Raw genomic sequence first — 25,710 nt, forward strand, 5'->3', positions numbered from 1 at the left:
GACGCCCGAGCGGATGCCGCCCTCCGGTCTCCGTCGGCGGGCCTCAGGCTGCGCTGGGGCCCCTGTCGGCACCCGCGCCGTCATCGCCGTCGGCGGGGCCCTCGCCGCCCCGCGGGCCCCGGACGGAGTGAGCCTCCGCGCGGCGCTGCCGCGCGCGTCCGTCGGCGAGCACCGGCGGGATCTGCTCCTCGACCTGCATCCGCTCGTGCGGGGTCGGGACGCCGATCGTCAGGTCCTGCTCGCGCAGCCCCTTGACGGCGCGCACCTTCTGCCCCGGGTAGTCGACGACCTTCATGCCGATCACGATCTTCCCCGCCGAGTCGCGGTGGTCGAGCTCCCGGTAGGCGTCGGCGACGTCGGCGAGCGGGAACACGTCGGCGATCGGCAGGCGCACCTGGCGGTCGGCGACGAGCTGTGCGATGCGACCGAGCGCGATCGTGTCGCCGGCCCAGAGCTTGACGGCGTCGTGGTCCTCGACCGCGGCCCAGTCGGTCGTGGTGAACACCCGCGATGCCGGTACGCCGAGCTCCGCGGCCTCCGCCGTCTGCCCGCCGAGGAAGTCGAGGAACGCGGTGACCTGGCGGTCGGTCAGCCTCCGCACCCGCGTGGCGAGGTCGGGGCCGTAGGCGAGCGGCTCGATCCCGAACTGGCGGACGAAGTCGAACCTGGACTCGGCGGTCGTTCCGATCACCTCGGCGCCGCGCGCTCGCGCGAGCTGGGCGGCGAGGCATCCGATCCCGCCCGCGGCGGCGGTCACCACGACGAGGTCGCGCGGACCGAGGTTCAGCCCATCGACGGCAGCGAGCGCGGTGGTTCCCGCGACGTACAGCGATCCGGCGACCTCCCACGAGAGCGACACGGGCTTGGGGAGCAGTTGGACCTCGGGCACGAGGACGTAGGCCGCCTGAGCGCCGCGCGCGACCCACCCCATGACCTCGTCGCCGCGGCGGAACCGCGTCACGCCGTCGCCGACGGCGTCGACGACGCCCGCGAGGTCGCGACCCTGGCCCGAGGGGAACTCGACCGGCCAGTGATCCTGCCGGTCACCGCGACGCACCGCGGTCTCGACGGGTGAGATCCCGCTCGCGAAGACCTCGACGAGCACCTCGCCGGGACCGGGCTTCGGGACCGGGACCTCGACGACCTCGAGCACCTCGGGCCCGCCGAATGATTCGAATACCACTGCCCTTGCCATCGTCCCCACCCCCGCGTCGGTCCTTCTCCCTTCAGGGTCCTCCCGCTGAATGGGAGGCGGATGGGAGCCGGCTGTGACTTGGATGCATGCGCACGCATGGAGTTCCGCCATGCGCCGGACGCGTGGCGGAGGAACCGCGCGAGCGGCTACCGCTCGGCCCTGGCCGCCAGCGCGGCCTCGTACAGGTCGCGCTTGCCGAGCCCCGTCTCGCCGGCGACGAGCGCCGCGGCATCCTTCAACCGGGTACCGGATGCCGCGAGCGCGACGACTCTCGCGACCGCCTCGCCCGCGTCGGCGACGGCCGCCTCGGCGGCACCGCCCACCACGATGCAGATCTCACCGCGCACGCCGGCCTCGGCCCACGTGGCGAGCTCGGCGAGGGGGCCGCGCCGGACCTCCTCGTGGAGCTTCGTGAGCTCACGGCACACGGCGGCGGGCCGATCGGCGCCGAAGGCCTCGGCGAGCGCGGCGAGGCTCGCGGCCAACCGCGAGGGCGCCTCGAAGAAGACGAGCGTGCGCCGGTCGCCTGCGAGCTCCGCGAGCCGGCGCGACCGTTCCCCCGCCTTGCGCGGCAGGAAGCCCTCGAACGCGAAGCGATCGGTGGGCAGCCCCGACACGGCGAGCGCGGTCACGACCGCGCTCGGGCCCGGGATGGCCGTGACGTCGACGCCCGCGGCCACCGCGGCCTGCACGAGCGGGAAGCCCGGATCGGACACCGTCGGCATGCCGGCGTCGCTCAGCACGAGCACGTCGCCCGTGCTCGCGAGCTCGACCAGGTCGCCGGCGCGAGCCCGTTCGTTGTGCTCGTGCAGGGCGATGAGCCGGGGCCGGTTCGCGATGCCGAGCGCGGCGAGGAGTCGCTGCGTCACGCGCGTGTCCTCGGAGGCGACGACCTCGGCGTCCTCGAGGGCCTGGCGCAGCCGGGTCGACGCGTCGCCGAGGTTGCCGATGGGCGTCGCCGCGAGGATGATCACCGCTCCAGTCTGGCGCACGGGCGCCGCGGGGCGCGCGGTTACAGTGGAGCGCATGGGTCTCCACGGGGTCGACGCGGGCGCGCGCGACGAGCGCGAGGCGGCCCCGATCGGGAGCGACGGCGACGGAATCTCGCCTGCGGGCGAGCCGAAGGCATCCGTCGCCGCGCCCGCACACGCGCCCGCGCCCGCACCGGTGCCCGTCGGCACCCGACTCGACTCGTGGTGGTCGAACCTGCTGCGCACGCCGCGCCGTCGAGCGTTGTGGACCTGGGGCGGCCCGATCGCCGTGACGCTCCTCGCCGCGGTGCTGCGGTTCTGGAACCTCGGGCACCCGCAGGCGATCGTGTTCGACGAGACGTACTACGTGAAGGACGCGTGGACGCTCCTCGCGAACGGCTACGAGTCGGCGTGGCCCGAGGGCGCGAACGAGGACTTCGCGAACGGCGACACCGACGTGTTCTCCGACGACCCCGCGTACGTCGTGCACCCACCGCTCGGCAAGTGGATGATCGGGCTCGGCATGGCCCTCTTCGGCGCCGACAGCGCGTTCTGGTGGCGCGCGTCGACGGCCCTCGCCGGCACGGTCGCGGTGTTCCTCATGACCATGGTCGGACGCCGGCTCTTCGGCTCGACCCTCGTCGCCGTCATCGCCGGGTTCCTGCTCGCGATCGACGGCAATGCCATCGTCATGAGCCGGGTCGCACTGCTCGACAACTGGGTCATGCTCTTCTGCCTGCTCGGCTTCTGGTTCGTGCTGCTCGACCGGGCGTCGACCGAATCGCGGTTGCGCGAGCGCATCGACTCTCTGCGCGCGGGCGGGGGCGACCCGCACTGGGGTCCGGTCATCTGGGGCCGGCCGTGGGTGGTCGCGGCCGGCGTGGCGTTCGGCGCCGCGACCGCGGTGAAGTGGTCGGGCCTCTACTTCATCGCCGCCTTCGGCCTCTACCTCGTCCTCGTCGATGCGATGGCGCGGCGGCGGGCCGGGCTCGGCTTCTGGATCGAGGGCGCCCTGTTCAAGCAGGCGCCCGCGACCTTCGTGCTGCTCGTGCCCGTCGCGTTCACGGTGTACCTGGCCTCGTGGACGGGATGGCTCGTGACCGACGGCGGCTACTACCGCGGCTGGGCCGACGAGCCGGACAACGCGGCGACCGGCTTCTGGTCGTGGGTCCCCCACTCCCTGCAGAGCCTCTGGCACTACCACCAGGCGGCGTACGGCTACCACGTCGGCGTCGCCTCGCCGCACCCCTGGCAGGCCAACCCCCTCACCTGGCCGATCGCGTGGCGACCGACGAACATGTACTTCGCCTCGACGGCCGACGGCTCGGACGGGTGCGGGCAGGCCGAGTGCTGGTCGTCGATCATGGGCATCCCGAACCCGATCATCTGGTGGGCCGCGACGCTCGCCACCGTCTACCTCGTCTACCGGTTCGCCCGGTACCGCGAGTGGACGGCCGGGCTCATCCTCGTCGGCGTCGCCGCCGGGTACCTGCCGTGGCTCATGTACCTCGGCCGCACGGTGTTCCAGTTCTACACGATCGCCTACGAGCCCTACGTGCTGCTCGCGCTCACCGCAGTGATCGGACTCGTCCTCGGGCGCCCCGGCGACCCCAGGTGGCGGCGACAGCAGGGCATCGCGACGGTCGGGGTGTTCCTCGGCGTCGCGGTCGCGGTCTCGATCTTCTTCCTCCCCCTCTGGACGGCCGTGCCGGTCACGCCCGACTTCCGGCAGCTGCACTTCTGGCTGCCGGGATGGGGATGAGCGGCGCGGCAGCCGGCGGGGCGGGCGGCGCGGACCCCGGCGGCGGCGGCGCCGGGAGCGAGCGACCGGTCGGCCGCACGGCGCCCGGGTGGCGCGAGCGGATGCCGGGCCTCGCCGTCGCGGCGGCCGCCGCCGCCGCCGCCTGGCTGGTGCACCTCGCGTTCCCGACCGTGCCGCTCCTCACGGTCGCCGTCGCCGCCGGCATCGTCGCCGGGCAGCTCCCGCCGTTGCGCCCGGCCCTGGACGGCGCCCTGAGGCCCGGGCTCGGCTTCTCCGCGCGCGCGCTCCTCCGCACCGGCATCGTCCTGCTCGGCCTGAAGCTGAGCCTCGCCGACATCGCGGGGCTCGGCTGGATCACGATCGCGACCACCGTCGCGGTGGTCGTGCTCACCTTCTTCGGCACGTTCGCGCTGGGTCGGGCGATGCGCCTGCCCGGCCACGAACCGCTCCTCGTCGCGAGCGGCTTCGCGATCTGCGGCGCCTCGGCGATCGGCGCGATGGCCGCCACCGTGCGGGCGCGCGACGACGAGCAGGCCCGCCCGGTCGCGCTCGTGACGCTGTGCGGCACGCTCGCGATCGCCGTGCTGCCGGCGCTGTGGCATCCGCTCGGCCTCTCGGCCACCCAGTTCGGTCACTGGGTCGGAGCGGGGGTGCACGACGTCGGCCAGGTGGTCGCGACCGCGCAGATCGCGGGCGCGTCGGCGCTCGCCGTCGCGGTGGTCGTGAAGCTCACGCGCGTGCTGCTGCTCGCCCCGATGGTCGCGATCGCCGCGGGCGTCGAGCGACGGCGTTCGACGGATGCCGCAGGCGAGCGCCCCGCGATCGTGCCCCTGTTCATCGTGGGCTTCCTCGTCGCGGTGCTCGTGCGCACGTTCCTGCCCGTGCCCGATGCGGTCCTCGAGGCGGCCGACCTCGTGCAGACGACGCTCCTCGCGATGGCGCTGTTCGCGCTCGGCGCGTCGATCCGGGTGGCGACGCTGCTGCACACCGGATGGCGGGCGCTCGTCACCGGGCTGGCGTCGTGGGTGCTCGTCGCGGCGCTCGCGTACGGCGCGGTGCTGCTCGGCTGAGCGGCCGCGTCGCGGGCGATGACCGCGCGTGCGGCCCGGGGCGCCGTGCGGCCGTGCGGCGGTGCGCCGGTCTCGCGCGACCGCGGCTCCGCCGCACCGCCCATCCCCTGCGCGTCAGGTCCGCTCGGGACGTGCGCCGCTCCGGGCGGCGCCGGCGTCCGCGGCCGCGCGAGCCGCGGCATCCGCCTCGTCGTCGCCGCGCACGCGGATCGCCACCTTGCCCCGGACGCGGCCCGACGCGAGCCGCGCGACCGCCTCGGGCGCCCGGTCGAACGGGAACACCTCGTCGACGACGGGTCGCAGCTCCCCCGCCTCGGCGTGCGCGCGGAGCGCGTCGAGGTCGTCACCGCTTCGGCGGGCCGCGAGCGGCTTCAGCCGGCGCCGGGTGAACGGGGAGCGGAGCGTCGCGGCGATGATGCGCGGAAGCGGGCCGAAGGTGCGCGAGCCCGTGCCGGCCGAGAGCACGAGCGTGCCGCGAGGAGCGAGGGTGCGCATGAGCGCGCCGAGCGACTGCGCGGCGACGAGGTCGATGACGACGTCGTACCTCGCATCGCCCGCAGTGGGGTCCTCGGTGCGGTGGTCGATCACGCGGCTCGCGCCGGCCGCGCGCACGTGGTCGGCCTTGGCACCGCTCGCCACGCCCGCGACGGTCGCGCCCATCGCGACCGCGAGCTGCACCGCGTACGTCCCGACTCCTCCCGACGCGCCGATGACGAGCACGTGGTCCCCTGGGCCGACGCGAGCGAGCCGGAGCGCCTGCAGCGCGGTCGTCCCGGAGACCGGGATGACGGCCGCGTGCACGTCGTCGAGGTTCGCGGGCGCACGCCGCACGAAGCGGGCATCGACGACGGCGGTCTCGGCGAAGCCCGCCTGGTCGGACTCCGCGAAGACGCGGTCGCCGACCCCGAGGGTCGTCACGCCGTCGCCGACCGCGATGACGGTGCCGGCGATGTCGCGTCCGACGACCGGCTGCTTCGGATGCTTCCAGCCGAACGCGGCACGGATGAGGCGGGGCTCGCCGCGCATGATCCACACGTCGCCGGCGTGCACGCCCGCGGCGTGCACCGCGATCGCGACCCGACCGGGGCCGGGCGGGCCCGGGTCGGGGACGTCGGTGACGGCCAGTACCTCGGGGCCGCCGTAGCCGTTCTGGACGAGTGCGCGCATCATGCCCCCTGGTACTCGGGCACGGGGGCGACGACCACCGTGCCGGCCTTGTGTCCGGTGTCGACGAGACGGTGCGCCTCGGCGATCGCGTCGAGCGGCACGACGCGTTCGATGACGGGCGCGAACGCGCCGGATGCGGCGAGCGCCGCGAGTTCCTCGAGGTCGGGGCGCTTGGCCTCGACCGAGCGCAGTCCGGTGAACATGATCACCGCTCGGCGACGACCGAGTCGGGACGTCAGCCGTTGGGCCATGATCGCCCACGACGGCACGGTCGTCAGGTACCGACCGCCGGGAGCGAGCACGGCGCGGGCCCGTCGGAAGGTCGACTTCCCGACGGCGTCGAAGACCACGTCGAAGGGCGCGCCGGATGCGCCGGGCCGGATCGGGTCCTCGTGCGTGTAGTCGATCACCCTGGCCGCACCCAGCCCCGCGACGAGGCCGACGTGCGAGGGCCCGCAGACCGCGGTGACCTCGGCGCCGAGGTGGACGGCGAGCTGCACCCCTGCCGCGCCGACCGCACCCGATGCGCCGTTGACGAGCACCCGGCTGCCCGCGCCGACCCGGCCGCCGTCGCGGAGGAACGGCAGTGCGGTCATCGCCCCGTCGCAGATGGCCACCGCCGCCTCGAGCGACACGCCGTCGGGCAGGGGCACCACGGCGCCGTCCTCGCGGACGACCACGGCCTCGGCATGCGCACCGCCGTCGACGCCCGTGGCGCCGAACACGCGGTCGCCCACGGCGAAGCGCGCGACGCCGGGCCCGACCGCGTCGACGACGCCGGCGAAGTCGGATCCGAGCACGGGGTTGCGCGGACGCCGCAGTCCGAAGGCGAGCCTCGCGAACCAGGGCGTACCCGACCGCCCCGCGGCATCCGCCGCCCCGACCGACGCGGCGTGCACGAGCACTCGGACCTCGCCCGGGCCGGGCTCCGGCCGCTCGCGCTCCTCGACCCCGACGACCTCGGGGGCACCGTAGCGGTGATACGCGGCGATCCTCATCACGCCGACACCTCCTCATGGGGGTACTGGAAGACCTCGTCGAGCGGCACCCCGAACACCCGAGCGATCTGGAAGGCCATCTCGAGCGAGGGCGAGTAGCGGCCCTGCTCGATGGCGATGACGGTCTGGCGGGTGACGCCGAGGCGCTCGGCGAGCTCGGCCTGCGTCATCTCGCCGTGGCGGAAGCGCAGCGATCGGATGTCGTTCGTGACCCGCGTGGGCTTCACCATGCGGGCACCCCCCGGCGGTACATCACGAGCTTCGCGACGCTCGACAGGATGCCGGCGAGCACGAATCCGAGGTAGATCGCGTTCGCGATCCAGAACCAGTGCACCTGCAGCATCGCGAGGATCAGCGCCCCCACGCCGGCCGCCACGATGAGCGAGTTGCCGACCTGCTCGCCGGCGCGATCGATCTGCTTGTCGCGCACGTCGGCACGGTGGCTCTCGCTCGGCGTGATGATCTCGAGCAGGATCCGCCCGACGATGCCGGCGACGATCGCGCCGCCGATGGTCCAGAGCATGGGGATCGCGTAGTCGACCTCGTCGACCGGCGTGCCCGCGGCGAGCTGCGCGAGCACGAGCCACAGGTAGACCCCGTAGACCACGATCGTGACCACGAGGAACGACCACGTGCCCTTCTCCTCGTACGACATCCGCTCCCACTCCCTGCGATGTGAAGAATGTTTGACATGGTCAGTGTCAACCATTCTCGACACCATGTCAAGCATTCTTTACACAGCGGATGGCGCGGCTCGCGCGCGCTCGCACGCGAGCCGCTCCGCCGATGCCCGGCCCATTCGACGCAGACGAACTCGGCGACGCCCCAGCCGCAGCCGCAGCCGCCCAGTGGGCCCGGCCGCCGCAACCGCCGCCGCCGCGCATCGAGTGGATGCCATCCGCACCGCTGGTCGCCTGCATCGGTGCACATGGCATCCACTCGATGCGGTCCGGGAGCGAGGGTATGGCGAATGACGGTCACCGGGCGCGCACGGCGACGTTCGGCATACCCTCGGCGGCGCGGCCGGGCCGCGGCGGACACAGCGAGCCGGCGCAGCCGGGCGCGGTCGGAGCGCCTCGGCGAGGCTCCGAGGCGTGCGCACCAGGCGGCCGGGGGCGATTCAACCCGGCCGCGCTGCGGCATCAGCTGAGACGGCCGGGGCCCGGCCCCGGGCCTCGCGGGCCGCACGGACGCCGCCCCGGCGTTGGACTAGTGGTCGGCGCCGCCGACGAGCTTCAGTCCGACGACGCAGCCGACGAGGCCCGCGATGAGGGCCAGTCGCGCCCACGAGACCTCCGTCTCGCCCGTGACCATGGCCCAGAGCACGGTGAGGGCGGCGCCGATCCCCACCCACACCGCGTACGCGGTGCCGACCGGGATGCCGCGCATGGCCCAGGCGAGCCCGCCCATCGAGAGCACGAGGGCGACGCCGAACACGACCGACGGCCAGAGCTTCGTGAACCCCTCGGACTTTCCGAGGGCGGTGGCCCAGACGGCCTCGAGCACACCTGAGGCGATGAGGATGATCCACGACATGACGGCACTCCTTCGGCCAGTCTTGTCGCGTTCCGGGTACTGGGTTCCCTCGTCCGGGGCCGCCCTACAGCGACCTGCGAGCAGGCTACCAACGCCCCCTGATCAGGGCCTGTGCAGGGGCGCCGCCGCGCGCGGCCCCGCGACGGTCAGCTCCCGGCGAGCCCGGTCGGCGAGCCCCCGCCCGCATCGACGGCGCGATCGGCGGCGAACCGCGACGGTGCGGCCCCCGACCCGTCGGCGAGGTCGGCGAGGATCCGCCCGACGACGGGCGTGAACTTGAACCCGTGCCCCGAGAAGCCCGCCCCGACGACGATCGGCCCGATCCGGTCGAGCACGAAGTGCTCGTCGGGGGTCGTCGTGTAGGTGCAGCTGATCGGCGTCACCGCGTCGGCGTCGACGCCGGGCAGCCAGTCGCGCGCATAGCGCTGCAGGTCGCCGAGCTGGTCGGGCACTGGCAGGAAATCGCGTTCGTCGGGGTCGACGACGGGGCCGACCCCGTGCCATCCGGCCTTCACGCCCTCGCCGGGGGTCAGCATGCCGTAGACGGGCGAGCGCCAGTAGCCGTAGCCGTCGGCCGCCGCGCCCGGGAAGTGGTTGTAGCTCGGCCACGGCATCGACTCGTCGCGAACCGCGAAGTGCGCGGGGCCCTCCTGCGTGACGACGAGCGGCGGCAGCGAGAGGCCGCCGATGAACTTCGTCGTCCAGGCGCCGAGCGTCACGACGGCAGACCGGGCCTCGAACTCCTCCTCGACGCCATCGTCGGTGACGGATGACACGCGCACGCGATCATCGCCGAGCGGCTCGATGCGCGTGGCGCGGGTGCGGTGCCGCACGTCGGCCCCGGCGGCGGCCGCGGTCGCGTGCAGCGCGGCGATCGTGGCATCCGCGTTCACCCGCCCCGCCCGCTCGTTGAACAGCACCCGGGTGTCGAACCGGATGCCGGGCCAGCGACGCGACGCCTCCTCGACCGGCAGGAACTCCGCCGGGATCCCGGCGGCCGTGAGCGCCGCGTGCACCGCGTCGAAGTGCGGGGCCGGCCCGTGGTTCGCGACGCCGACGAGCTCGAGGAGCGGCGTGCCGGACTCGGCCTCGAGCTCGCGCCAGAGCGGCAGGGCCTCGACGAGCATCGCGACGTAGGCCGGGTCGGCGTACCCCACGTTGAAGTTGCGCGAGGCGCCGTGCGAGGCGCCGTTCCGGTGACCGGGCTCGTATCGTTCGAGGAGCGCGACCTGACGGCCGCGGCGCGCGAGCTGCCAGGCCGTCGCCGCGCCCATGGCACCGCCGCCGACGACGATCGTCTCGACGTGCGTGATCTCGGTCATCGGACCTCCCGGAAGTGCTCGACCGCGGGGAACGGGTGGTAGAACCCGTGCAGCAGCTCCCGCCAGCGCGCGTACTCGGGCGACCCGCGGAACCCGGGGTCGTGGTCCGCCAGGCGCTCCCAGTGCACGAGCAGGAGGTACTCGTTCGGCGTCTCGACCGAGCGCGAGAGGGTGAGGTCGATGAAGCCGGGCATCGACGAGATGATCGGGCGCGCCTCGGCGAACGCCGCCTCGAAGTCGGCCTCGCGGCCGGGGACGACGGGCAGGATCGCGTGCTCGAGGATCACCCGCCCCACGCTACCCGCGCCGAGCATGGCAGGCGTTCGCGCAAGATCGGCAGTCGGCGCCGGCGCTCGCGCACGGCCGCGACGGCACCATGGACGCATGGACCTCGACGACACCGCAGCCCTCATCGTGATCGACGTGCAGCAGGGCTTCGACGACCCCGACTACTGGGGCGAGCGCGACAACCCCGACGCCGAGGCGAACATCGCGCGGCTCGTCGGTGCGTGGGCGGATGCCTCGCGGCCGATCGTGCTCGTCCGCCACGACTCGCGCGAGCCCGGCTCCCCGCTCGCCGCCGGAACCCCGGGCAACGCCCTGAAGCCCGTCGTCGCCGACGCCCCGCACGACCTGTTCGTCACCAAGGACGTCAACTCGGCGTTCTACGGCGAGCCCGACCTGCACGCGTGGCTCGGCGAGCGCGGCATCCGCCAGCTCGTGGTCTGCGGCATCCAGACCAACCAGTGCGTCGAGACCACCGCCCGCATGGCGGGCAACCTCGGCTACGACGTCGTGCTGCCGATCGACGCGACGCACACGTTCGAGCTGGCCGGACCAGGCGGCATCCGCCTCACCGCCGCCGAGCTCGCACGGGCGACGGCCGTGAACCTCGACGGCGGCGGCTTCGCGCGGGTCGTCGCCACCGACGACGTGCTCGACGCATAGCCGGTCGCGCCGCGGCATCCGTTGCCCTGCGTTACGGGCGCGGGCGGAGGCCGCGGCCGACCGGACTACCGTGTCCCCATGGCAGACCGCGAATACGGCTTCAAGACCCGCGCCATCCACGCGGGCAACATCCCCGACGCCGAGGCGGGCGCCCGCGCGCTCCCGATCTACCAGTCGAGCGCGTTCGTCTTCGACGACACGGCGGATGCCGCTGCGCGCTTCGCGCTGCAGAAGTACGGCAACATCTACTCGCGGCTCGCGAACCCCACGGTCGCGGCGTTCGAGGAGCGCGTGGCGAGCCTCGAGGGCGGCCTCGGCGCCGTCGCGACCGCGAGCGGACTGTCGGCGCAGTACATCACCTTCGCGAGCCTCGCCGGCACGGGCGACCACATCGTCGCGTCGGCCAACCTCTACGGCGGCTCGATCACCCAGCTGGATGTCACGCTCCGCCGCTTCGGCATCGAGACGACGTTCGTCCGGTCCTCCGACCCGGTCGACTACGCCGCCGCGATCACCGAGCGCACGAAGGCGATCTTCGTCGAGACCGTCGCGAACCCGTCGGGGGAGATCGCGGACCTCGAGGGGCTCGCCGACGTCGCGCACGCCCACGGGATCCCGCTGATCGTCGACTCGACGATCGCGACCCCCTACCTCAACCGCCCCATCGAGTGGGGCGCCGACCTCGTGACGCACTCGGCGACGAAGTTCCTCGGCGGGCACGGCACGACGCTCGGCGGCGTGGTCGTCGAGTCGGGGCGCTTCGACTGGCACTCAGAGAAGTTCCCGCTCTTCGGCGAGCCGGTGCCGAGCTACGGCGGCCTGCAGTGGTCGGGCAACTTCGGCGAGTACGCCTTCCTCACCCGGCTCCGCGCCGAGCAGCTGCGCGACATCGGCCCGGCGCTCGCGCCGCACTCGGCCTTCCTGCTCGCGCAGGGGGTCGAGACACTGCCGTACCGCATCCAGGCGCACATCGACAACGCGCGCACGGTCGCCGAGTGGCTCGACGCCGACCCGCGCATCGAGCGCGTCTTCTGGGCGGGCCTGCCCGATCACCCGCACTTCGAGCGCGCCGCGAAGTACCTGCCGAAGGGCCCGGGCTCGGTGTTCAGCTTCGAGGTGAAGGGCGGCCGCGAGGTCGGCCAGAAGGTGATCGAGTCGGTGGACCTGGCCAGCCACCTCGCGAACATCGGCGACGCGAAGACGCTCATCATCCACCCCGCGTCGACCACGCACGCGCAGCTCACCGACCAGCAGCTCGTCGACGCGGGCGTGCTGCCCGGCGTCGTGCGCCTCTCGGTCGGCATCGAGGACGTCGAGGACATCATCGCCGACCTCGACCAGGCCCTGACCGCCGCGACGCGCGACCGCGTCCTGACCGCCGTGGGAGGCGCCCGATGAGCATCGCGAGCGAGACCGGCGAGCAGGTCGCCGAGGCGGCTGAGCCCGCAGCCGCGACCGAGGCGGATGCCGCGGCATCCGACGTCGAGACCGTGCGCCTGGTCAACGGGCTCTCGTGCGAGCTCCCGGCGAGCTCACCGCTGGCGAAGCTTCTGAAGTCGCAGCGCACCTGGATCGGGCCCGACGCCAGGGCGCGGCTCCGCATCCTGAACGCGGCGAAATCGATCGCGATCGTCGGCGCCTCGCCGAAGCCGCAGCGCTCGAGCTACTTCGTGGGCACGTACCTGCAGCAGTCGAGCGACTACCGCGTGTACTTCGTGAACCCGAACGAGACCGAGATCCTCGGACAGCCGGCGTACGCGAGCCTGACCGACCTGCCCGAGGTGCCCGACATCGTCGTCGTCTTCCGGCGCGGCAGCGACATCCCGTCGGTCGTCGACGAGGTCGTCGCCGCGGGGGCGAAGACGATCTGGGTGCAGCTCGGCATCTGGAACGAGCAGGCCGCGTACTACGGCGAGGAGCAGGGCCTCACGGTCGTCATGGACCGCTGCATCAAGGTCGAGCACGCGCGCTTCCACGGCGGCCTGCACCTGCTCGGCTTCGACACGGGCCAGATCACGAGCCGCCGCGGCGGGCGCTGAGCCGACCCCAGGCATCAGCCGTCGGCGGCGTCGAATTCGGCGCGCAGGTACTTCGGTGCCTGCACGCGCCATGCCTCCGTGACCAGCTCGACCAGGTGGTCGTGGTCGATCGCGGCCATGCGGAAGGCGATCTTCGGCTCGCCCCAGCTCGTCGTCGTCCGCAGGAAGACCTCGGGCGCCATCTCGACGAGGGCGAGAGCGTCGACGCGGTCGGCGACCTTCACCCCGACGACGAGCTCGGCCGCGATGATCTCCCGCATGTCGTCGGGGATGCTGGGCCAGGGATGGCACTCCCACGCGTAGAGCCTCCGCCGGACGAACCACGCGGCGCCGCCCGTCATCGCGCGCTCCTCGCTGCCGGGAAGCGCGGCCGTGGCGCGGCGGAGGTCGTCGAGGGTGGGCACGCCTCGACGCTACGCCGACCCACCGTCAGGCGGGTCGGCACCCGTCAGGCCGCGGGGGCCGTGGCGATCGCCGGGCCACCGCTCGGACCCGGGACGTCGATCCCGTACGCGAGGATGTGCACGGGCGTGCCGTCCGGTCGCTCGAACGTGAATTCGCGATCCTCGAGCCGCTCGAAGCCCATCCGCTCGTAGAGCCGGCGAGCGGGGCGCATCTGCTCGCCCGTGTTGAGCACGACGCGACGGATGCCGCGGCTCGCGGCGAGGGCGAGGATGTGCCGCACCACGGCCTCGCCGACCCCGCGGCCGCGTGCCGCAGCCGAGACCCCGAGGAAGCGGAAGTCGAGCTCGTCCTCGTGGCGCGCGACGGCGGACATGCGGCGCCCCGGGCGAGGGACGGTCACGGTGCCGAGCAGCTCGCCGCCGGCGGCGTCGACGGCGACCCACACCTCGTGCTCGCGCGCACGCTCCCCTACGGCCTCGATCTCGTCGAGGTAGGCCTCGGTCAGCTCGTAGTCCCCGGCGTACGCGTCGCGCACCAGGCGACCGACGAGCGAAGCCTCGTCGTCGCGCATGCGTCGGATCGCCAGCCCGTCGGCGGGCGAGCCGGGGCGGAACGTCGGGATCGATTCGGTGGCGGGCATCCGACCCAGACTACGCGGCGGTGGCTGTGCCTCCGCCGAACGGCGCCCGCGCATGGCGACGGCCGAGGATGGCGATGCCACCCCCGGCCGTCGCATGCGTGGTGGGCGTCAGCCCGTGAGGCCGACCTGCCACTCGATGAGGTCGCCGATCTTGGCGACGAGCACGTCGTCCTGCAGGCCGTGGGCCTTGCCCTGCGCCTGGCGGAGGATCGCCACCGCGGTCTCGTGGTCGCCGGCATCCGCCGCGGCTTCCGCCTCGGCGAGGTACTCGCCGACGCCGCTGCCGAGCATCGCGACGCGCATCGATCCGTCGGCGAGCCCGTCGAGGACACCCCCGACCTCGCGGAACGTCACGCAGTCGCCGCCGCCCTCGACGACGCCCGCAGTCCACTCGATGCCGCCGAGGATGTGGCTGAGGAAGAGCGGATCGGACCACGCGGCATCCACGTGCCCCGCTCCCTCGTACCAGGATCGACCGCCCTCGAAGTTGTGGCACCACGCGATGGGGTGGTCCTCGCCCATCCGGCCGGAGCCCGGGTTGTACGTCGACTCGTCGAGCGTCAGCAGCACGTGCACGTCCTCGCGCGGGTTGGTCGTGAAGTTGTACCACTCGTCGAAGCGCACCCACTCGGCCGGCAGCATCTCGGTCGACGGATGCGTCGGGCTCTCGACGCGCATGGTCGCGGTCTGCTGCGCCGGGTGGTTGCGGAAGCGGGCGCTGCCGCCGGTCAGCTCGCTGTACCAGGGCACCGTGTGCATCGAGTCGGTCGCCGCGTGCAGGCCGACGTAGCCGCCGCCGCCGCGGATGTAGCCCTGGAACGCGGCGAGCTCGGTGTCGTTCAGCAGGCGCGGGCGGGTCGGGTCGAGGTTGTTCGTCGCGTCGACGGGCGAGGCGAAGATGATCGTCGCGTACTTCGACAGGTCCTCGGCGGTCGTGAACGGCGAGCTCGGGAGCGTCAGCGCGGGCTGGCCCGGCGAGCTGCCCTGCGGCGGGTCCCAGACGTCGACGTCGAAGCCGTGCTCCGCGCCGAGCGCGATGATCGCGTTCGTGGTGTCGTCGATGTGCGAGTGGCGGAAGCCGAGGGTCTCGCCGACGACGAGCACCTCGTAGTGGTCGTCCGCCTGCGCGGGTGCCGCGGCGATGCCGAGGCCGAGCGTGAGGCCGGCGGCGCAGAGCCCCGTGACGGCGAGCTTGGCAGGATGCTTCATGGGTCGTTCTCCCCTTCGAGTGGACCGGTCGTCGCCGCCTCGGCGTCGAATATGTTGCTCCAGACGACATATTGCGTGTCCGAGACTATTCGCCCGCGCTCGAGGTTGTCAATCCCCCGCGGCGATACTTGCCACTTTTCGCCCCATCTTTTGTGCTTTCCCCGTTAAAAGCGTCCAGCGGTGCCGAAACGATGCATTCCGACGAGCTCGCGACGAAGACGCGCACGATCCTTCGAAGCGGCGGCGAATCCCTGCGCGTGCTGCGACGTAGCCTTGAGGGGTGACAGCGTTCGTCTCAGCCCTCGACCTGTTCTCGATCGGCGTCGGCCCCTCGAGTTCGCACACGGTCGGACCCATGCGGGCCGCGCGGATGTTCGTCGACGGACTGGCCGACGACGGCCGCCTCGACCGCGTACGCCGCATCACCTGCTCCCTCTACGGCTCGCTCGGTGCGACCGGGCTCGGGCACGGCACGCCCGATGCCGTGGTCGCCGGACTCGGCGGGCTCGCACCGCACGACTGCGATCCCGACGACGTCCGCAGCGCATGGACCCGGCTCGGCGACGGCGCCGAGGTCCTGCTCGCCGGTCGTCACGCGGTTCGGATGTCCCAGGCCGACGTCAGCCTCGAGCCGCGAACGCGGCTCCCCGGGCACCCCAACGCGCTCACCCTGCAGGCGTGGGGCGACGACGACGCGCTGCCCCTCGCCGAGGAGACGTACTACTCGGTGGGCGGCGGCTTCATCCGCCGCGACGGTGACGCCCCCGAGCAGGCCGAGGCCCTGCGCCATCCGCTCCCCTACTCGACCGCCGCCGAGCTGCTCGCGCTCTGCGAGGAGCACGGCGTGAGCCTGTGCGACGTCGCGTGGCGCAACGAGGTCGCCGTGCACGGCGAGGAGGGCATCGTCGCGGGACTCGACGCGATCTGGGACGCGATGGCCGAGTGCGTCGAGCACGGGCTCGCGACCGAGGGCACGCTGCCCGGCGGCCTCAAGGTGAAGCGCCGGGCACCCGAGGTCCGCCGCCGGCTCGAGGAGTACGACCGCGACGAGCACGTGCGCGACACCTCGACCGAGTGGCTCCACGCGTTCGCGCTCGCGGTGAACGAGGAGAACGCCTCGGGCGGCCGTGTCGTGACCGCGCCGACGAACGGCGCGGCGGGCATCATCCCCGCGGTCGGCCACTACTACCTGCGCTTCGTGCCCGGCGCCGACCGCGAGGGCATCCGGCGCTACCTGCTGACCGCGTCGGCGATCGCGAGCCTCGTGAAGAAGAACGCCTCGATCTCGGGGGCCGAGGGCGGATGCCAGGCCGAGGTCGGCTCGGCGTGCGCCATGGCCGCGGGCGGCCTCTGCGCCGTGCTCGGCGGAACGCCGCAGCAGATCGAGAACGCCGCGGAGATCGCGATGGAGCACCACCTCGGCCTCACGTGCGACCCCGTCGCCGGGCTCGTCCAGGTGCCGTGCATCGAGCGCAACGCGATCGCGGCCTCGACCGCCGTCTCGGCCGCGCGACTCGCGCTGCACGGCGACGGCACCCACATCGTCTCGCTCGACACCGTCATCGAGACCATGCGCCAGACCGGGATCGACATGATGTCGAAGTACAAGGAGACGAGCGAGGGCGGCCTCGCGGTGAACGTCATCGAGTGCTGAAGCGGTCCGTGTCCCCCGGATGGGTCGCTTCCGAGCCGACCCGCGATTCTGGGAAGGTATCCGGGTGGACCCGAACATCGACCCCGGCATGCTGGGCGGCCTGAGCGCCGCAGCCCTCATCATCGGCTCGCTCATCTACCTCGCGCTCATCGCGCTGAGCCTCTGGATCGGCTACCTGATCATCAAGGCGGCGGTGCGCAACGGCCTCCGCGAGCACACGCTCTGGCTCGAGCAGCGGCGAGGCCCACTGCGCTGATCTGGTGCGCGGCGGCCGACCCGCCGTCGCGCGGCGGCGCGACTCCGACCGCGACGGCCGGGCCTCCGTGTCCCCCTAACAGGCGCACTCCACGACCGGCGCACCGGTCTCGACGTTGGTCAGCGTGTCGACCGCACGCCGGTCACGACCGCCGTCGCGATCGACCTCGAACCCCTCGCGCACCCAGTACTCGAAGCCGCCGAGCATCTCCTTCACCGGATGCCCGAGGCTCGCGAAGGCGAGCGCCGCACGCGTGGCGCCGTTGCAGCCCGGCCCCCAGCAGTAGACGACGACGGGCGTGCCCGGGGCGAACCGCGCCGGTGCGACCTCCGCGATACGGCGCCCGGGCAGGTGCACGGCACCGGGGATGCGACCGGCCGACCACGCCGCCTCGCTGCGCGTGTCGACGAGCACGAAGCCGGGGTCCTCCGCGGCGAGCGCGGTCGCCACGTCGGACACGTCGGTCTCGAAGCCGAGCCGCGCACGGAAGTGCCGGACGGCCTCCTCCGGTGAGGCGACGTGGGCGAAGAGCCCGTCGACGGATGCCGCGGCAGCGGCGGGCACGGGAGCGGTCGCGTTCGTCATGCTCCGATGCTCGCACCGGGTCCGGCGGAGGGCGGGCGCGAATCCCGCCTGCCATGCGCGACTTCCCGCCAGATCGGGGACGGCAGGGGGAGCGACCCGATCCGGAGGACGGATCGAACGCGACCGCCGGATGTCGCCGGCTCAGGCGCCGCGGAAGAACGCTGCGACCGCTGCGCCCAGCGCCGCGAGGTCCTCGACGTGCGCGAGCTCTCGGGCCGAGTGCATCGACAGCAGCGGCGGGCCCACGTCGACCGTGCGGATGCCCAGGCGGGTCGCCGTGAGCGGCCCGATGGTCGAGCCGCAGGGGATCGCGTTGTTCGAGACGAACTCCTGCGTCGGCACGCCGGCCGCGCGGCACGCCCCGGCCCAGAGCGCCGCGCCCGCGGCATCCGTCGCATAGCGCTGGTTCGCGTTGAGCTTCAGCAGCGGCCCACCGCCGAGGACGGGACGGTTCACGGGGTCGTGCCGCTCGGGGTAGTTGGGATGCACGGCGTGGCCGGCGTCGCTCGAGACGTGCCACGACGCGGCGAACGCCCGGCGGCGATCCTCGACGCCCGCGCCGAGCCCGGCGCCGACCCGGGCGAGCACGTCCTCGAGGAAGGGCCCGCTCGCGCCCGACCGCGACTCGGAGCCCAGCTCCTCGTGGTCGAACGCGGCGAGCACGCTGATGTGTCCGCCCTCGGCGGGAACGTCGAGGATGGCGGTGAGCCCGGCGTGCACCGAGGTCAGGTTGTCCATCCGCCCCGAGGCGAGGAAGACGTCGCCCCGGCCGAACCGGGCGGGCGCCGCGGCGTCGACCACGTGCACGTCGTGGCCCACGACCTCCTCGGCATCGATGCCGGCGATCCCGGCGAGGTGGGCGACGACGTCGGCCGGTTCGCCCATCGTCTCGATGCCCCAGATCGGCTGCACGTGCCGCTGCTTGTCGAGCGTGAGCCCGTCGTTGTTGACCCCGCGGTCGAGGTGGACGGCGAGCTGCGGGATCCGCAGGAGCGGGCCGGTCGCCACGAGGTGCGTCGCGCCGTCGCGCGTCGCGAGGCGGCCGGCGAGACGCAGCTCCCGATCGAGCCAGGAGTTCAGCAGCGGGCCTCCGTAGACCTCGACGTTCGCCTGCGAGAGCCCTGCGGCGGCGCTCGACGGGTTCGGCTTGAGCTTGAACGAGGGCGAGTCGGTGTGCGCACCGAGGATCCGGAACGGCGTCGTCGCCGTCGCACCCTCGGGCTGGACCCAGGCGACCACGGCGCCGTCGCGCACGACGACACGCCGGCCCGGACCGGTCGGCCAGGCGTCGCGCTCGTCGAGGCGTTCGAACCCGGCCGCCTCGAGGCGGCCGGCCGCCTCCTCGGCCGCGTGGTACGACGACGGCGATGCCGTCACGAACGCGGTGAAGTCCTCGATGTACGCATCGACGTCAGGAATGCCCATCCCACCATCTTCGCAAACCCCGGCGGATGCCCCGGACCGCCGACGGCGTCCGGCCGCGCTCGTCGCCGATCGCGGCCCGGCGCTGTCAGGCGAACCGGATCGTCGCCTGCAGCCTCGCGCGGATCTCCATGACGTCCGCTCCGCCGAGCACGGGCGAGCCGGGGATGCCCTCGCGGATCGCGCTCGCGAGCCGCGACCGCCGCACGAGCACGGCCGCCGCGCCGCGCACGGACCCGCCCACCTCGAGCGGTGAGCTCGCGTCCTCGTCGGGCACGACCACGAGGAGCGCGGTCGGCTTCACGCGCGCCGGACGGGTGACGGCCTTCGCGCGCGCCGCGAGCAACCGGATGGGCCGCTCGCCCGCGAGCGCCTCGCCGACGAGCTCGCCCCGCTTGAACGCGACCGGCCCGCCCCAGTCCTCCGACTGGATGGCGATGAGCCCGGTCGGGCCGAGCACGAGGTGGTCGAGCTTCGGCGGGAAGCCCGGGCCCGCGGCATCCGTCGCGATGTCGTGCCAGACCGTGTACGCGATGCCGAGCGTCGCGAGTGCGCGGGCCGTGCCCTCCTCGGCGAGCGCGTCGGCGAGCACGTGACGGATGTCGCGCGGCGCCGACCGCACGAGCGACGGGTCGTACGGGTCGTCGAGGGTCACGCCGCGGCCGGCCCATTCGCGGATGAGGTCGAGGTAGCGCTCGCGGGTCCAGCCGCCGGGGTGCCCGTAGGCACGCGCCATCGGCCGCGAATCCCGTCGAGGCCGTGGTGCGGACGGCGCCCACGCCTCGTGCTCGGGTTCGACCATGCCGCCGGCCGACCCGCGGTCGAACGCCGCTCGAGCCTCGGGCGTTCCGATCAGCTCCCAGGCCCGCTGGACGGCGTGGAAGCGCGTGACGTCCCCGCCGGTGTCGGGGTGCGCATGCCGGAGCGCTCGACGGTAGGCGAGGCGGAGCGCCGCGGCATCCGCATCGGAGGAGACGCCGAGCACCTCGTAGGGCGAATCGGACAGTGGGGAGTCGGGCATGGGCTCGCTTTCGGTGGCAGCCACGAGGATACCGTCGCCGTCGGGGATCTCGCCGTGCGCCGGCTGCGCCCCGTCGGTCGACGGGCCGGCTGCGCCCCGTCAGTCGACGACGGGGCGAAGCATCCCGCCCGCGACGAGCTCGCGCACCGCCGGTGCGAGTTCGTCCCAGAGCTCGGCGCGATCGACCTCCATGAGGTCGGCGATCGCCTCGACGAGCACGCCGAGCGGCAGTTCGCCGTCGGATGAGCCGACGAGTGCGGCGAGCCCGGTTCCCGCGTCGACGACCCGCCCGAATCCGCCGCCCTGCCGGAGCAGGATCACGGTCGGCTGCTCGTCGCCCGGCCAGTGATGGCGTTCCTCGGTCACGTCCCCCGCCACCACGAGGCGGAGGGCGCGGAGCGCGTCGTCGTCGAGCGAGCCGACGAGATCGGATGCCGCGAGGCTCGCCTCGAGGTGCGCGGAGATTCCGCCCGCGGCCTCCCCCAGGGGTCCGTGCAGCCGCTCCGCCCGTGCGAGCACGGGCGCGCGCCCCTCGGCGGGGCGACGGAGGAGCACGTAGCCGAAGCCCACCGATTCGACCCCGCGATCCGCGAAGTCCTCGAGCCACGCACCGTGCAGGGCCTCGAACTCCGCCGTGCCCGGCCTGGTCCCGCCGTCGCGGATCCACGTCTCGGCGTACTCGCTCGGGTCCTGGCGCTCGCGCTCGACGACCCAGTACTCGAGGCCGGCATCGGTCGCCCACTCGGCGACGCGTTCGAGTCCGTCGGCGAGGTCGTCGCCGTCGCGCCGGTACTCCCAGTTGCCGAGCAGCTGCGCGATCCCGTCTTCGGCGAGGTGGTCGGCGGCACCGCGGACGACCGCCTCGACGATGGCGTCGCCCACCATCCCGCCGTCGCGGTAGTCGTAGGCGGGAACGCCGTCGCGGCGCGGCGTGATCACGAACGGCGGGTTCGAGACGATGCGGTCGACGCGCTCGTCGCCGAGCGGCTCGTACAGGCTGCCCAGGCGGAACTCGATGCCGTCGATCCGGTTGAGCCGCGCATTCAGTCGTGCGAACCGCAGCGCCCGGCCCGAGATGTCGCTCGCGATGACGCGGTCGCTGAATCGCGACGCGTGCATCGCCTGGATGCCGCACCCAGTACCGAGGTCGAAGGCGGTGGCGGTCGGTCGCTGCAGGAGCAGGCCGCTGAGCGTCATCGAGGCGCCGCCGACCCCGAGCACGTACTCCTCGGGCAGGGCACCGCCCGTGGCCAGTTCGCCGGGGTCGGACGCGATCCACCACTCCCCCTCGCCGGCCGTGTCGGCGAACGCGTACGGTCGAAGGTCCATGCGGGGCACCGCGGTGTCGCCGTCGAGGCGCACCAGGCCGTGCGCCGCCGCGTGCTCGAGGCCGAACCCCGGCAGGGCTGCGGCGAGGTCGGCGGATGCCACGGGGACGCCGAGCAGGAAGCACCGCACGAGCGTCGCCAGCGGGCGCTCGCCGGGCTCGACGTTCGCGAGCGCCTGCAGCGCCGGGACCCGGTGCCCGCGGCGGAGTGCGGCACCCGGATGGGTGGAGGTCGCGGCCGCGCCTCGCTCCCACAGCGCCTCGATGCGAGCGACCGTGTACCCGGCGACGCCGAGGTCGGACGCCAGCGCGTCGACCGCCTCCGGGTCGGGCACGTCCTGCGGCTCGGTGCGTGTGCTCACGGTGGTATTCAACCAGCCGCGTCGCCGGCGCGCCCCAGTCGTGTCGCCGGTTCGACATCCGCGCGTCACCGCGCGTCCATGCGCAGCCGCCCCGTGTAACCCGTACGACACACGCGCCAAGTACCGTCGGTTACGATCGGACGAGCGAGGGGAGGTCGCACATGGCAGAACCGACCACGCTCGAGCGCCTACGCCAGGACGCGCGAGACGAACTCGCCGCACTCATCGAACTGCGGTGCCGTCTCGGCGAGGACCCGTGGGCGTTCCTGCCCGAACTCCCGTCGGTCGACGAACAGGTCGTCGCGACGCTCCGCGAGGAGCGCCTGCACTCCGAGCGCTGGAGCCCCGCTCGCGCCCGGGCGTACCACCCCACCGCGCGACGCGGCGCCGTCGAACGGTTCGAGTTCGAGATCCTCCGCGACATCGCGCTCGACCACCCCGAGCTCAGCACCGCCGTGTGGAGCCTGCTCGGCCGGGTACCGACCGCCTGGTGACCGCCGCCCGGGCCGTGGTGGACTTCCGGAACGTCAGTTCGCCGCCGGTTCGCTCGCGGCATCCGCTCGCCGTTGCACGCGCATCCACGTCACGAACCCGACGAGCGTGAACACGCCGTAGAACAGGTACAGCACGGCTGAGGCGTAGTAGCCGGCGCTGACGAGCAGCGGCACGCCGACGATGTCGACCGCGACCCAGATCAGCCAGAACTCGGTCCAGCCGCGCGCCATGCCCCAGGTCGCGAGCAGCGACCCGACGAAGATCCAGGCGTCCGCCCAGACCGGCTCGAACGAGCCGAGCGCGCGGAAGATCGGGGTCAGTGCGAGGGTCCCGCCGACGAGGAGCACCCCGAGGAGCACACGTTCGCGTCCCGTCGCCCAGCGCGGGGTCACCGCCGGCGCCGAGGCGTCGCCGTGGCGGTTGCGGGACCACTGGATCCATCCGTAGATCGACACGATGATGAACATGACCTGGCGGGACGCCTGGCCGAGGAGGTTCACCGGGTTCGGCGTGCCGAACACGGCCCCGAGGAAGACCGTGAAGAGCAGGGCGTTGCCGATGATGCCGACCGGCCACGCCCACACCTTGCGGCGGAGCCCGCCGAGTGCCGACGCGAGGCCGAACGCGTTGCCGACGATCTCGCGCCAGAGGATAACCTGGTCGCCGATCACCAGTTGCGCGTCGAACAGCCACGCGATCGGGTTCACCCTGCGACCGCCTCGGTCCCGCGCCGCGCGCGGCGGATCAGCGCGCCAACGGCGCGCCAGCCCAGCAGGAACAGCGCGAGCGTCGCCGATGCGACGACCACGAAGGCGAACGCCGCACCGGCCCCGGTCGCGAGCCGGAGCAGCATGCCGACGACGACGGCCGACAGCCACGCGGCGACACCCGTCGGCCAGAGGGCGAGCGGATGGCGCCACGCGCGCGCGACCAGCCATCCGATCGCCAGGCCGACGAGGAACGGCCACGCCGTCGTCCAGACACCGGCCGCATCGATGTGCTCTTCGTGGCTTGCACGACCGATCCCCGCGAACACCGTCACCAGCACGACATCGACCGCACCGGCGACGATCGCGGTCGCGCGGGGATCGGATGCGGGGGCGGGCATACGTCCATCGTAGGTCGCCGTGCGCACGCTACCGACCGGTCGGCCGGCGCAGTTCCGCCGCGCTCGACACCGGCAGTTCGCACACGAACGACCGGCACCGGTAGGCGCTCGCACGGCCGCTCCGCGCGATTCTGCCGTCGAAGAGCTCGAACCCGGCATCGACGAAGGCCGCCGCCTGCGACTCCGTCACGACCGCGGTGACGGAGGTCTCCTGCCGACGCGCGACGTCGATGAGCTCCAGCCGCTCGGCACGTTCGGCGGCATCCTCGTCGTCGGCCCCATCGCGGGCGGCTGCCCCGTCGGGGACCACCACGACGAGCTGCACGAGCGGCGCGGCGAGGCGCGCCATGACGCCGAGCGCCCCGCCGAACGCGATCGGTCGCGTCACCGCGATGCCGGCGACCACGCGCGCGGCCTCCACTGCGAGTTCGCGGTACCGCTCGCCGGCACCGAGCGCGGCGAGCCGCCACGCGGCATCGGCGCACGCGGTGAGCCCCGACGGCACCGCCCCTTCGGCGGGGTCGTCCGCGAAACCCAGCCCGCGTGCCGCGAGCACGGGGTCGCCGCCACCGGGGGCCGCGAACGGCGGGCGGGCGCGGTCGCCGGCGCCGTCCTCGTCCGACCCGCTGCGCCGGCCGCCCGGCTGAGCTGATTCCGCCTGCCGCGCCGCAGCCGCGTCCGCTGCGGCATCCACGAGTCCACGCGCCGCGACCGCGTAGTGCACCTCGCCGGTCGCCGCGGCCAGGCGTACGAGCCCGCCGGCCAGCATCCCGGCGTCTTCGAGCGTGGCCGGTGCATCCGACGCCCGCCCGTCGAGCGAGGCGCGCACGAGCGTGCCGTCGGGCCGCACGTGCCCGGTGAGCAGGCGTTCGGCCGCACGTCGCGCGGAGGTGATGGCGCGGTCGTCGCCGAAGACAGACCCCGCGCGCGAGAGCGCGCCGATGGCGAGGCCGTTCCAGCCGGTGAGCAGCTTCGCGTCGAGCGCGGGCGGTTCGAGTTCGGCGCGCCCGGTGGCATCCCGCCGGTAGTAGCCCCCCTCGTCGCGACGGCCGTCGATGGTGCTCTCCGAATCCTGCGCCGCGGCGAAACCGCCTTCGGGCAGTTGCATCCGCTCGGTGAGGAAGGAGACGATGCCCGACGCGATCGCGTCGAGGAACGGCGGCCGATCGTCGCCCGTCGCGAGTTCGGCGACGACCTCGAGGAGCAGCGCGTTGTCGGTGAGCATGCGCTCGTAGTGCGGCTCGCTCCAATCGGCACGCGTGGCGTAGCGGAAGAAGCCGCCCTCGACGGGGTCGCGGAGCGGCGACGCGCCCACCTTCCGCATCGTCCGCGTCGCGAGGTCTCGCCCGTCCGGGCCGGCCGCGGCCAGGAAGCCGAGCACGGGTGCGACCGGGAACTTCGGCGCGGTGCCGAAGCCGCCGTGCAGCGAGTCCTCGTCGGCGGCGAGCAGGCGGACCGCATCGTCAAGCGCCGCCCGACCGGGCACCTCGCCGGCGGTCGGGGCGACGGATGCCGCGCCGATCGCGTCGCCGACGGCATCGGCGGTGCGATCGAGGTCGTCGCGACGCTCGCTCCACGCCTCGGCGACGGCCTCGAGCACCTCACGGAACGACGGGATGCCCTGCCGCGCGGTCGGCGGGAAGTACGTGCCCGCGTAGAACGCGCGTCCGTCGGGTCGTGTGAAGACGGTCAGCGGCCAGCCCAATTGCCCGGTGAAGGCGGATGCCGCGGCGAGGTAGGTCGCGTCGACCTCGGGATGCTCCTCGCGGTCGACCTTGACGGCGACGAAGCCGCGGTCGAGGACCTCGGCGATGCCGGGGTCGCTGAAGCTCTCGCGCGCCATGACATGGCACCAGTGGCAGGTGGCGTAGCCGATGGAAACCATGATGGGGACGTCGCGGCGGACGGCCTCCGCGAAGGCCTCCTCGCCCCACGGGTACCAGTCCACGGGGTTGTCAGCGTGCGCACGGAGGTAGGGACTCAGTGCGGTGGCAAGTCGATTCGCCATCGACCCAGCGTAGGCGCACCCGCGTGCGGGCTGGCGTTAAATGCAGAAGAGCCGCCCGGCGTTGGGCGGCTCTTCTGTGAAGGATGTCCGGCGGTGTCCTACTCTCCCACAGGGTCGCCCCTGCAGTACCATCGGCGCTGCGAGTCTTAGCTTCCGGGTTCGGAATGTGTCCGGGCGTTTCCCTCGCGCTATGGCCGCCGAAACTCTAGG

27 protein-coding genes, 1 rRNA gene and 1 riboswitch are annotated in these 25,710 nt (G+C 73.4%); of the genes, 8 read left to right on the forward strand and 20 right to left on the reverse strand.

The annotated features are described in order from the left end of the window. Positions 1–43: 43 nt before the first annotated feature. Complete coding sequence (locus tag ACSJD1_RS09945; protein ID WP_438855150.1) at positions 44–1,183, reverse strand: NADP-dependent oxidoreductase; 1,140 nt, start codon at positions 1,181–1,183, stop codon at positions 44–46. Between the two features lie 158 nt (positions 1,184–1,341). Beyond that, on the reverse strand, positions 1,342–2,169 hold the full coding sequence (rsmI, locus tag ACSJD1_RS09950; protein WP_438855151.1) for a 16S rRNA (cytidine(1402)-2'-O)-methyltransferase: 828 nt from the start codon (positions 2,167–2,169) through the stop codon (positions 1,342–1,344). Positions 2,170–2,221: 52 nt separating this feature from the next. On the opposite strand from rsmI, the gene ACSJD1_RS09955 reads away from it, so the two are divergent. After that, complete coding sequence (locus tag ACSJD1_RS09955) at positions 2,222–3,928, forward strand: dolichyl-phosphate-mannose--protein mannosyltransferase (protein WP_438855152.1); 1,707 nt, start codon at positions 2,222–2,224, stop codon at positions 3,926–3,928. Between the two features lie 101 nt (positions 3,929–4,029). Beyond that, positions 4,030–4,998, forward strand: coding sequence for a YeiH family protein (locus ACSJD1_RS09960; RefSeq protein ID WP_438855179.1), 969 nt, complete (start codon positions 4,030–4,032; stop codon positions 4,996–4,998). Positions 4,999–5,112: 114 nt separating this feature from the next. Here ACSJD1_RS09960 and ACSJD1_RS09965 read toward each other — a convergent pair whose 3' ends face one another. The 7 genes from ACSJD1_RS09965 to ACSJD1_RS09995 all read right to left on the reverse strand — a co-directional run bounded on the left by ACSJD1_RS09965 (position 5,113) and on the right by ACSJD1_RS09995 (position 10,308). Beyond that, positions 5,113–6,168, reverse strand: a complete 1,056-nt coding sequence (locus ACSJD1_RS09965; protein ID WP_438855153.1) for an NAD(P)-dependent alcohol dehydrogenase — start codon at positions 6,166–6,168, stop codon at positions 5,113–5,115. Next, positions 6,165–7,163 carry an NAD(P)-dependent alcohol dehydrogenase gene (locus ACSJD1_RS09970; RefSeq protein ID WP_438855180.1) on the reverse strand — a complete coding sequence of 333 codons (999 nt, stop codon included), beginning with the start codon at positions 7,161–7,163 and terminating at the stop codon, positions 6,165–6,167. The genes ACSJD1_RS09965 and ACSJD1_RS09970 overlap by 4 nt, the downstream gene beginning before the upstream one ends. Then, positions 7,163–7,393 (reverse strand): helix-turn-helix transcriptional regulator, encoded by a 231-nt coding sequence (locus tag ACSJD1_RS09975; RefSeq protein WP_438855154.1) that lies wholly within the window; start codon positions 7,391–7,393, stop codon positions 7,163–7,165. The genes ACSJD1_RS09970 and ACSJD1_RS09975 overlap by 1 nt, the downstream gene beginning before the upstream one ends. Next, positions 7,387–7,818, reverse strand: coding sequence for a hypothetical protein (locus ACSJD1_RS09980; RefSeq protein ID WP_438855155.1), 432 nt, complete (start codon positions 7,816–7,818; stop codon positions 7,387–7,389). The genes ACSJD1_RS09975 and ACSJD1_RS09980 overlap by 7 nt, the downstream gene beginning before the upstream one ends. A 554-nt stretch (positions 7,819–8,372) precedes the next feature. Next, the gene (locus ACSJD1_RS09985; RefSeq protein WP_438855156.1) at positions 8,373–8,699 is read right to left on the reverse strand and encodes a DMT family transporter; all 327 of its coding nucleotides are present in this window, start codon (positions 8,697–8,699) and stop codon (positions 8,373–8,375) included. An 11-nt stretch (positions 8,700–8,710) separates the two neighbouring features. Beyond that, positions 8,711–8,777: riboswitch (guanidine-III (ykkC-III) riboswitch) on the reverse strand. Between the two features lie 68 nt (positions 8,778–8,845). Beyond that, positions 8,846–10,021 carry an FAD-dependent oxidoreductase gene (locus ACSJD1_RS09990; RefSeq protein ID WP_438855157.1) on the reverse strand — a complete coding sequence of 392 codons (1,176 nt, stop codon included), beginning with the start codon at positions 10,019–10,021 and terminating at the stop codon, positions 8,846–8,848. Continuing rightward, positions 10,018–10,308 carry an antibiotic biosynthesis monooxygenase family protein gene (locus ACSJD1_RS09995; protein WP_438855158.1) on the reverse strand — a complete coding sequence of 97 codons (291 nt, stop codon included), beginning with the start codon at positions 10,306–10,308 and terminating at the stop codon, positions 10,018–10,020. Before ACSJD1_RS09995 ends, ACSJD1_RS09990 begins: the two co-directional genes overlap by 4 nt. Positions 10,309–10,405: 97 nt before the next feature. On the opposite strand from ACSJD1_RS09995, the gene ACSJD1_RS10000 reads away from it, so the two are divergent. From ACSJD1_RS10000 to ACSJD1_RS10010, 3 genes are all read left to right on the forward strand, one after another. Further along, complete coding sequence (locus tag ACSJD1_RS10000; protein ID WP_438855159.1) at positions 10,406–10,969, forward strand: cysteine hydrolase family protein; 564 nt, start codon at positions 10,406–10,408, stop codon at positions 10,967–10,969. A 78-nt stretch (positions 10,970–11,047) separates the two neighbouring features. Further along, positions 11,048–12,367, forward strand: coding sequence for an O-acetylhomoserine aminocarboxypropyltransferase/cysteine synthase family protein (locus tag ACSJD1_RS10005; protein WP_438855160.1), 1,320 nt, complete (start codon positions 11,048–11,050; stop codon positions 12,365–12,367). Then, positions 12,364–13,008, forward strand: coding sequence for a CoA-binding protein (locus ACSJD1_RS10010; RefSeq protein ID WP_438855161.1), 645 nt, complete (start codon positions 12,364–12,366; stop codon positions 13,006–13,008). Before ACSJD1_RS10005 ends, ACSJD1_RS10010 begins: the two co-directional genes overlap by 4 nt. Positions 13,009–13,022: 14 nt before the next feature. On the opposite strand, the gene ACSJD1_RS10015 is transcribed toward ACSJD1_RS10010, so the two are convergent. From ACSJD1_RS10015 to ACSJD1_RS10025, 3 genes are all read right to left on the reverse strand, one after another. Next, positions 13,023–13,412, reverse strand: a complete 390-nt coding sequence (locus tag ACSJD1_RS10015; RefSeq protein WP_438855162.1) for an MmcQ/YjbR family DNA-binding protein — start codon at positions 13,410–13,412, stop codon at positions 13,023–13,025. A 44-nt stretch (positions 13,413–13,456) separates the two neighbouring features. After that, positions 13,457–14,053 carry a GNAT family N-acetyltransferase gene (locus tag ACSJD1_RS10020; protein WP_438855163.1) on the reverse strand — a complete coding sequence of 199 codons (597 nt, stop codon included), beginning with the start codon at positions 14,051–14,053 and terminating at the stop codon, positions 13,457–13,459. Positions 14,054–14,161: 108 nt separating this feature from the next. Continuing rightward, the gene (locus ACSJD1_RS10025) at positions 14,162–15,262 is read right to left on the reverse strand and encodes a ThuA domain-containing protein (protein WP_438855164.1); all 1,101 of its coding nucleotides are present in this window, start codon (positions 15,260–15,262) and stop codon (positions 14,162–14,164) included. A 280-nt stretch (positions 15,263–15,542) separates the two neighbouring features. Between ACSJD1_RS10025 and ACSJD1_RS10030 the strand changes: the two genes are divergently transcribed. Then, positions 15,543–16,916 carry an L-serine ammonia-lyase gene (locus tag ACSJD1_RS10030; protein WP_438855165.1) on the forward strand — a complete coding sequence of 458 codons (1,374 nt, stop codon included), beginning with the start codon at positions 15,543–15,545 and terminating at the stop codon, positions 16,914–16,916. A gap of 64 nt (positions 16,917–16,980) precedes the next feature. Beyond that, a complete protein-coding gene (locus ACSJD1_RS10035; protein WP_155051480.1) occupies positions 16,981–17,172 on the forward strand; it encodes a hypothetical protein in 192 nt (63 codons plus the stop codon). A 75-nt stretch (positions 17,173–17,247) separates the two neighbouring features. Here the strand turns inward: ACSJD1_RS10035 and ACSJD1_RS10040 are convergent, their stop codons facing one another. From ACSJD1_RS10040 to ACSJD1_RS10055, 4 genes are all read right to left on the reverse strand, one after another. Further along, entirely contained in the window at positions 17,248–17,757 is a 510-nt protein-coding gene (locus tag ACSJD1_RS10040; RefSeq protein WP_438855166.1) for a rhodanese-like domain-containing protein, read from the reverse strand. A gap of 141 nt (positions 17,758–17,898) precedes the next feature. Further along, the gene (locus tag ACSJD1_RS10045; protein WP_438855167.1) at positions 17,899–19,182 is read right to left on the reverse strand and encodes a M18 family aminopeptidase; all 1,284 of its coding nucleotides are present in this window, start codon (positions 19,180–19,182) and stop codon (positions 17,899–17,901) included. An 85-nt stretch (positions 19,183–19,267) separates the two neighbouring features. Continuing rightward, complete coding sequence (locus ACSJD1_RS10050) at positions 19,268–20,224, reverse strand: DnaJ domain-containing protein (RefSeq protein WP_438855168.1); 957 nt, start codon at positions 20,222–20,224, stop codon at positions 19,268–19,270. Positions 20,225–20,299: 75 nt separating this feature from the next. Then, positions 20,300–21,889, reverse strand: coding sequence for a DUF7059 domain-containing protein (locus ACSJD1_RS10055; RefSeq protein ID WP_438855169.1), 1,590 nt, complete (start codon positions 21,887–21,889; stop codon positions 20,300–20,302). 161 nt (positions 21,890–22,050) lie between these two features. Between ACSJD1_RS10055 and ACSJD1_RS10060 the strand changes: the two genes are divergently transcribed. After that, positions 22,051–22,383: a hypothetical protein gene (locus ACSJD1_RS10060; RefSeq protein ID WP_438855170.1), complete on the forward strand. Its 333-nt coding sequence runs from the start codon at positions 22,051–22,053 to the stop codon at positions 22,381–22,383. A 33-nt stretch (positions 22,384–22,416) separates the two neighbouring features. Here ACSJD1_RS10060 and pnuC read toward each other — a convergent pair whose 3' ends face one another. The 4 genes from pnuC to rrf form a co-directional block, all read right to left on the reverse strand. Then, positions 22,417–23,091 carry a nicotinamide riboside transporter PnuC gene (gene pnuC / locus ACSJD1_RS10065; RefSeq protein ID WP_438855171.1) on the reverse strand — a complete coding sequence of 225 codons (675 nt, stop codon included), beginning with the start codon at positions 23,089–23,091 and terminating at the stop codon, positions 22,417–22,419. After that, positions 23,088–23,492: a DUF3054 domain-containing protein gene (locus ACSJD1_RS10070; protein WP_438855172.1), complete on the reverse strand. Its 405-nt coding sequence runs from the start codon at positions 23,490–23,492 to the stop codon at positions 23,088–23,090. Before ACSJD1_RS10070 ends, pnuC begins: the two co-directional genes overlap by 4 nt. A 28-nt stretch (positions 23,493–23,520) precedes the next feature. Further along, complete coding sequence (locus tag ACSJD1_RS10075; protein ID WP_438855173.1) at positions 23,521–25,500, reverse strand: thioredoxin domain-containing protein; 1,980 nt, start codon at positions 25,498–25,500, stop codon at positions 23,521–23,523. Between the two features lie 85 nt (positions 25,501–25,585). Next, positions 25,586–25,702, reverse strand: a 5S ribosomal RNA gene (gene rrf, locus ACSJD1_RS10080). Between the last annotated feature and the right edge of the window lie 8 nt (positions 25,703–25,710).

Origin of the sequence: Agromyces excoecariae (assembly GCF_051715505.1) — a bacterium.
Lineage (GTDB): Bacteria > Actinomycetota > Actinomycetes > Actinomycetales > Microbacteriaceae > Agromyces.

Coding starts and splice junctions, on each gene's coding strand:
- ACSJD1_RS09955 (WP_438855152.1), top strand. CDS start 2,222: ATGGGTCTCCACGGGGTCGACGCGGGCGCGCGCGACGAGCGCGAGGCG.
- ACSJD1_RS09960 (WP_438855179.1), top strand. CDS start 4,030: ATGCCGGGCCTCGCCGTCGCGGCGGCCGCCGCCGCCGCCGCCTGGCTG.
- ACSJD1_RS09965 (WP_438855153.1), bottom strand. CDS start 6,168: ATGATGCGCGCACTCGTCCAGAACGGCTACGGCGGCCCCGAGGTACTG.
- ACSJD1_RS09970 (WP_438855180.1), bottom strand. CDS start 7,163: ATGAGGATCGCCGCGTATCACCGCTACGGTGCCCCCGAGGTCGTCGGG.
- ACSJD1_RS09975 (WP_438855154.1), bottom strand. CDS start 7,393: ATGGTGAAGCCCACGCGGGTCACGAACGACATCCGATCGCTGCGCTTC.
- ACSJD1_RS09980 (WP_438855155.1), bottom strand. CDS start 7,818: ATGTCGTACGAGGAGAAGGGCACGTGGTCGTTCCTCGTGGTCACGATC.
- ACSJD1_RS09985 (WP_438855156.1), bottom strand. CDS start 8,699: ATGTCGTGGATCATCCTCATCGCCTCAGGTGTGCTCGAGGCCGTCTGG.
- ACSJD1_RS09990 (WP_438855157.1), bottom strand. CDS start 10,021: ATGACCGAGATCACGCACGTCGAGACGATCGTCGTCGGCGGCGGTGCC.
- ACSJD1_RS10000 (WP_438855159.1), top strand. CDS start 10,406: ATGGACCTCGACGACACCGCAGCCCTCATCGTGATCGACGTGCAGCAG.
- ACSJD1_RS10005 (WP_438855160.1), top strand. CDS start 11,048: ATGGCAGACCGCGAATACGGCTTCAAGACCCGCGCCATCCACGCGGGC.
- ACSJD1_RS10010 (WP_438855161.1), top strand. CDS start 12,364: ATGAGCATCGCGAGCGAGACCGGCGAGCAGGTCGCCGAGGCGGCTGAG.
- ACSJD1_RS10020 (WP_438855163.1), bottom strand. CDS start 14,053: ATGCCCGCCACCGAATCGATCCCGACGTTCCGCCCCGGCTCGCCCGCC.
- ACSJD1_RS10025 (WP_438855164.1), bottom strand. CDS start 15,262: ATGAAGCATCCTGCCAAGCTCGCCGTCACGGGGCTCTGCGCCGCCGGC.
- ACSJD1_RS10040 (WP_438855166.1), bottom strand. CDS start 17,757: ATGACGAACGCGACCGCTCCCGTGCCCGCCGCTGCCGCGGCATCCGTC.
- ACSJD1_RS10045 (WP_438855167.1), bottom strand. CDS start 19,182: ATGGGCATTCCTGACGTCGATGCGTACATCGAGGACTTCACCGCGTTC.
- ACSJD1_RS10060 (WP_438855170.1), top strand. CDS start 22,051: ATGGCAGAACCGACCACGCTCGAGCGCCTACGCCAGGACGCGCGAGAC.
- ACSJD1_RS10070 (WP_438855172.1), bottom strand. CDS start 23,492: ATGCCCGCCCCCGCATCCGATCCCCGCGCGACCGCGATCGTCGCCGGT.
- ACSJD1_RS10075 (WP_438855173.1), bottom strand. CDS start 25,500: ATGGCGAATCGACTTGCCACCGCACTGAGTCCCTACCTCCGTGCGCAC.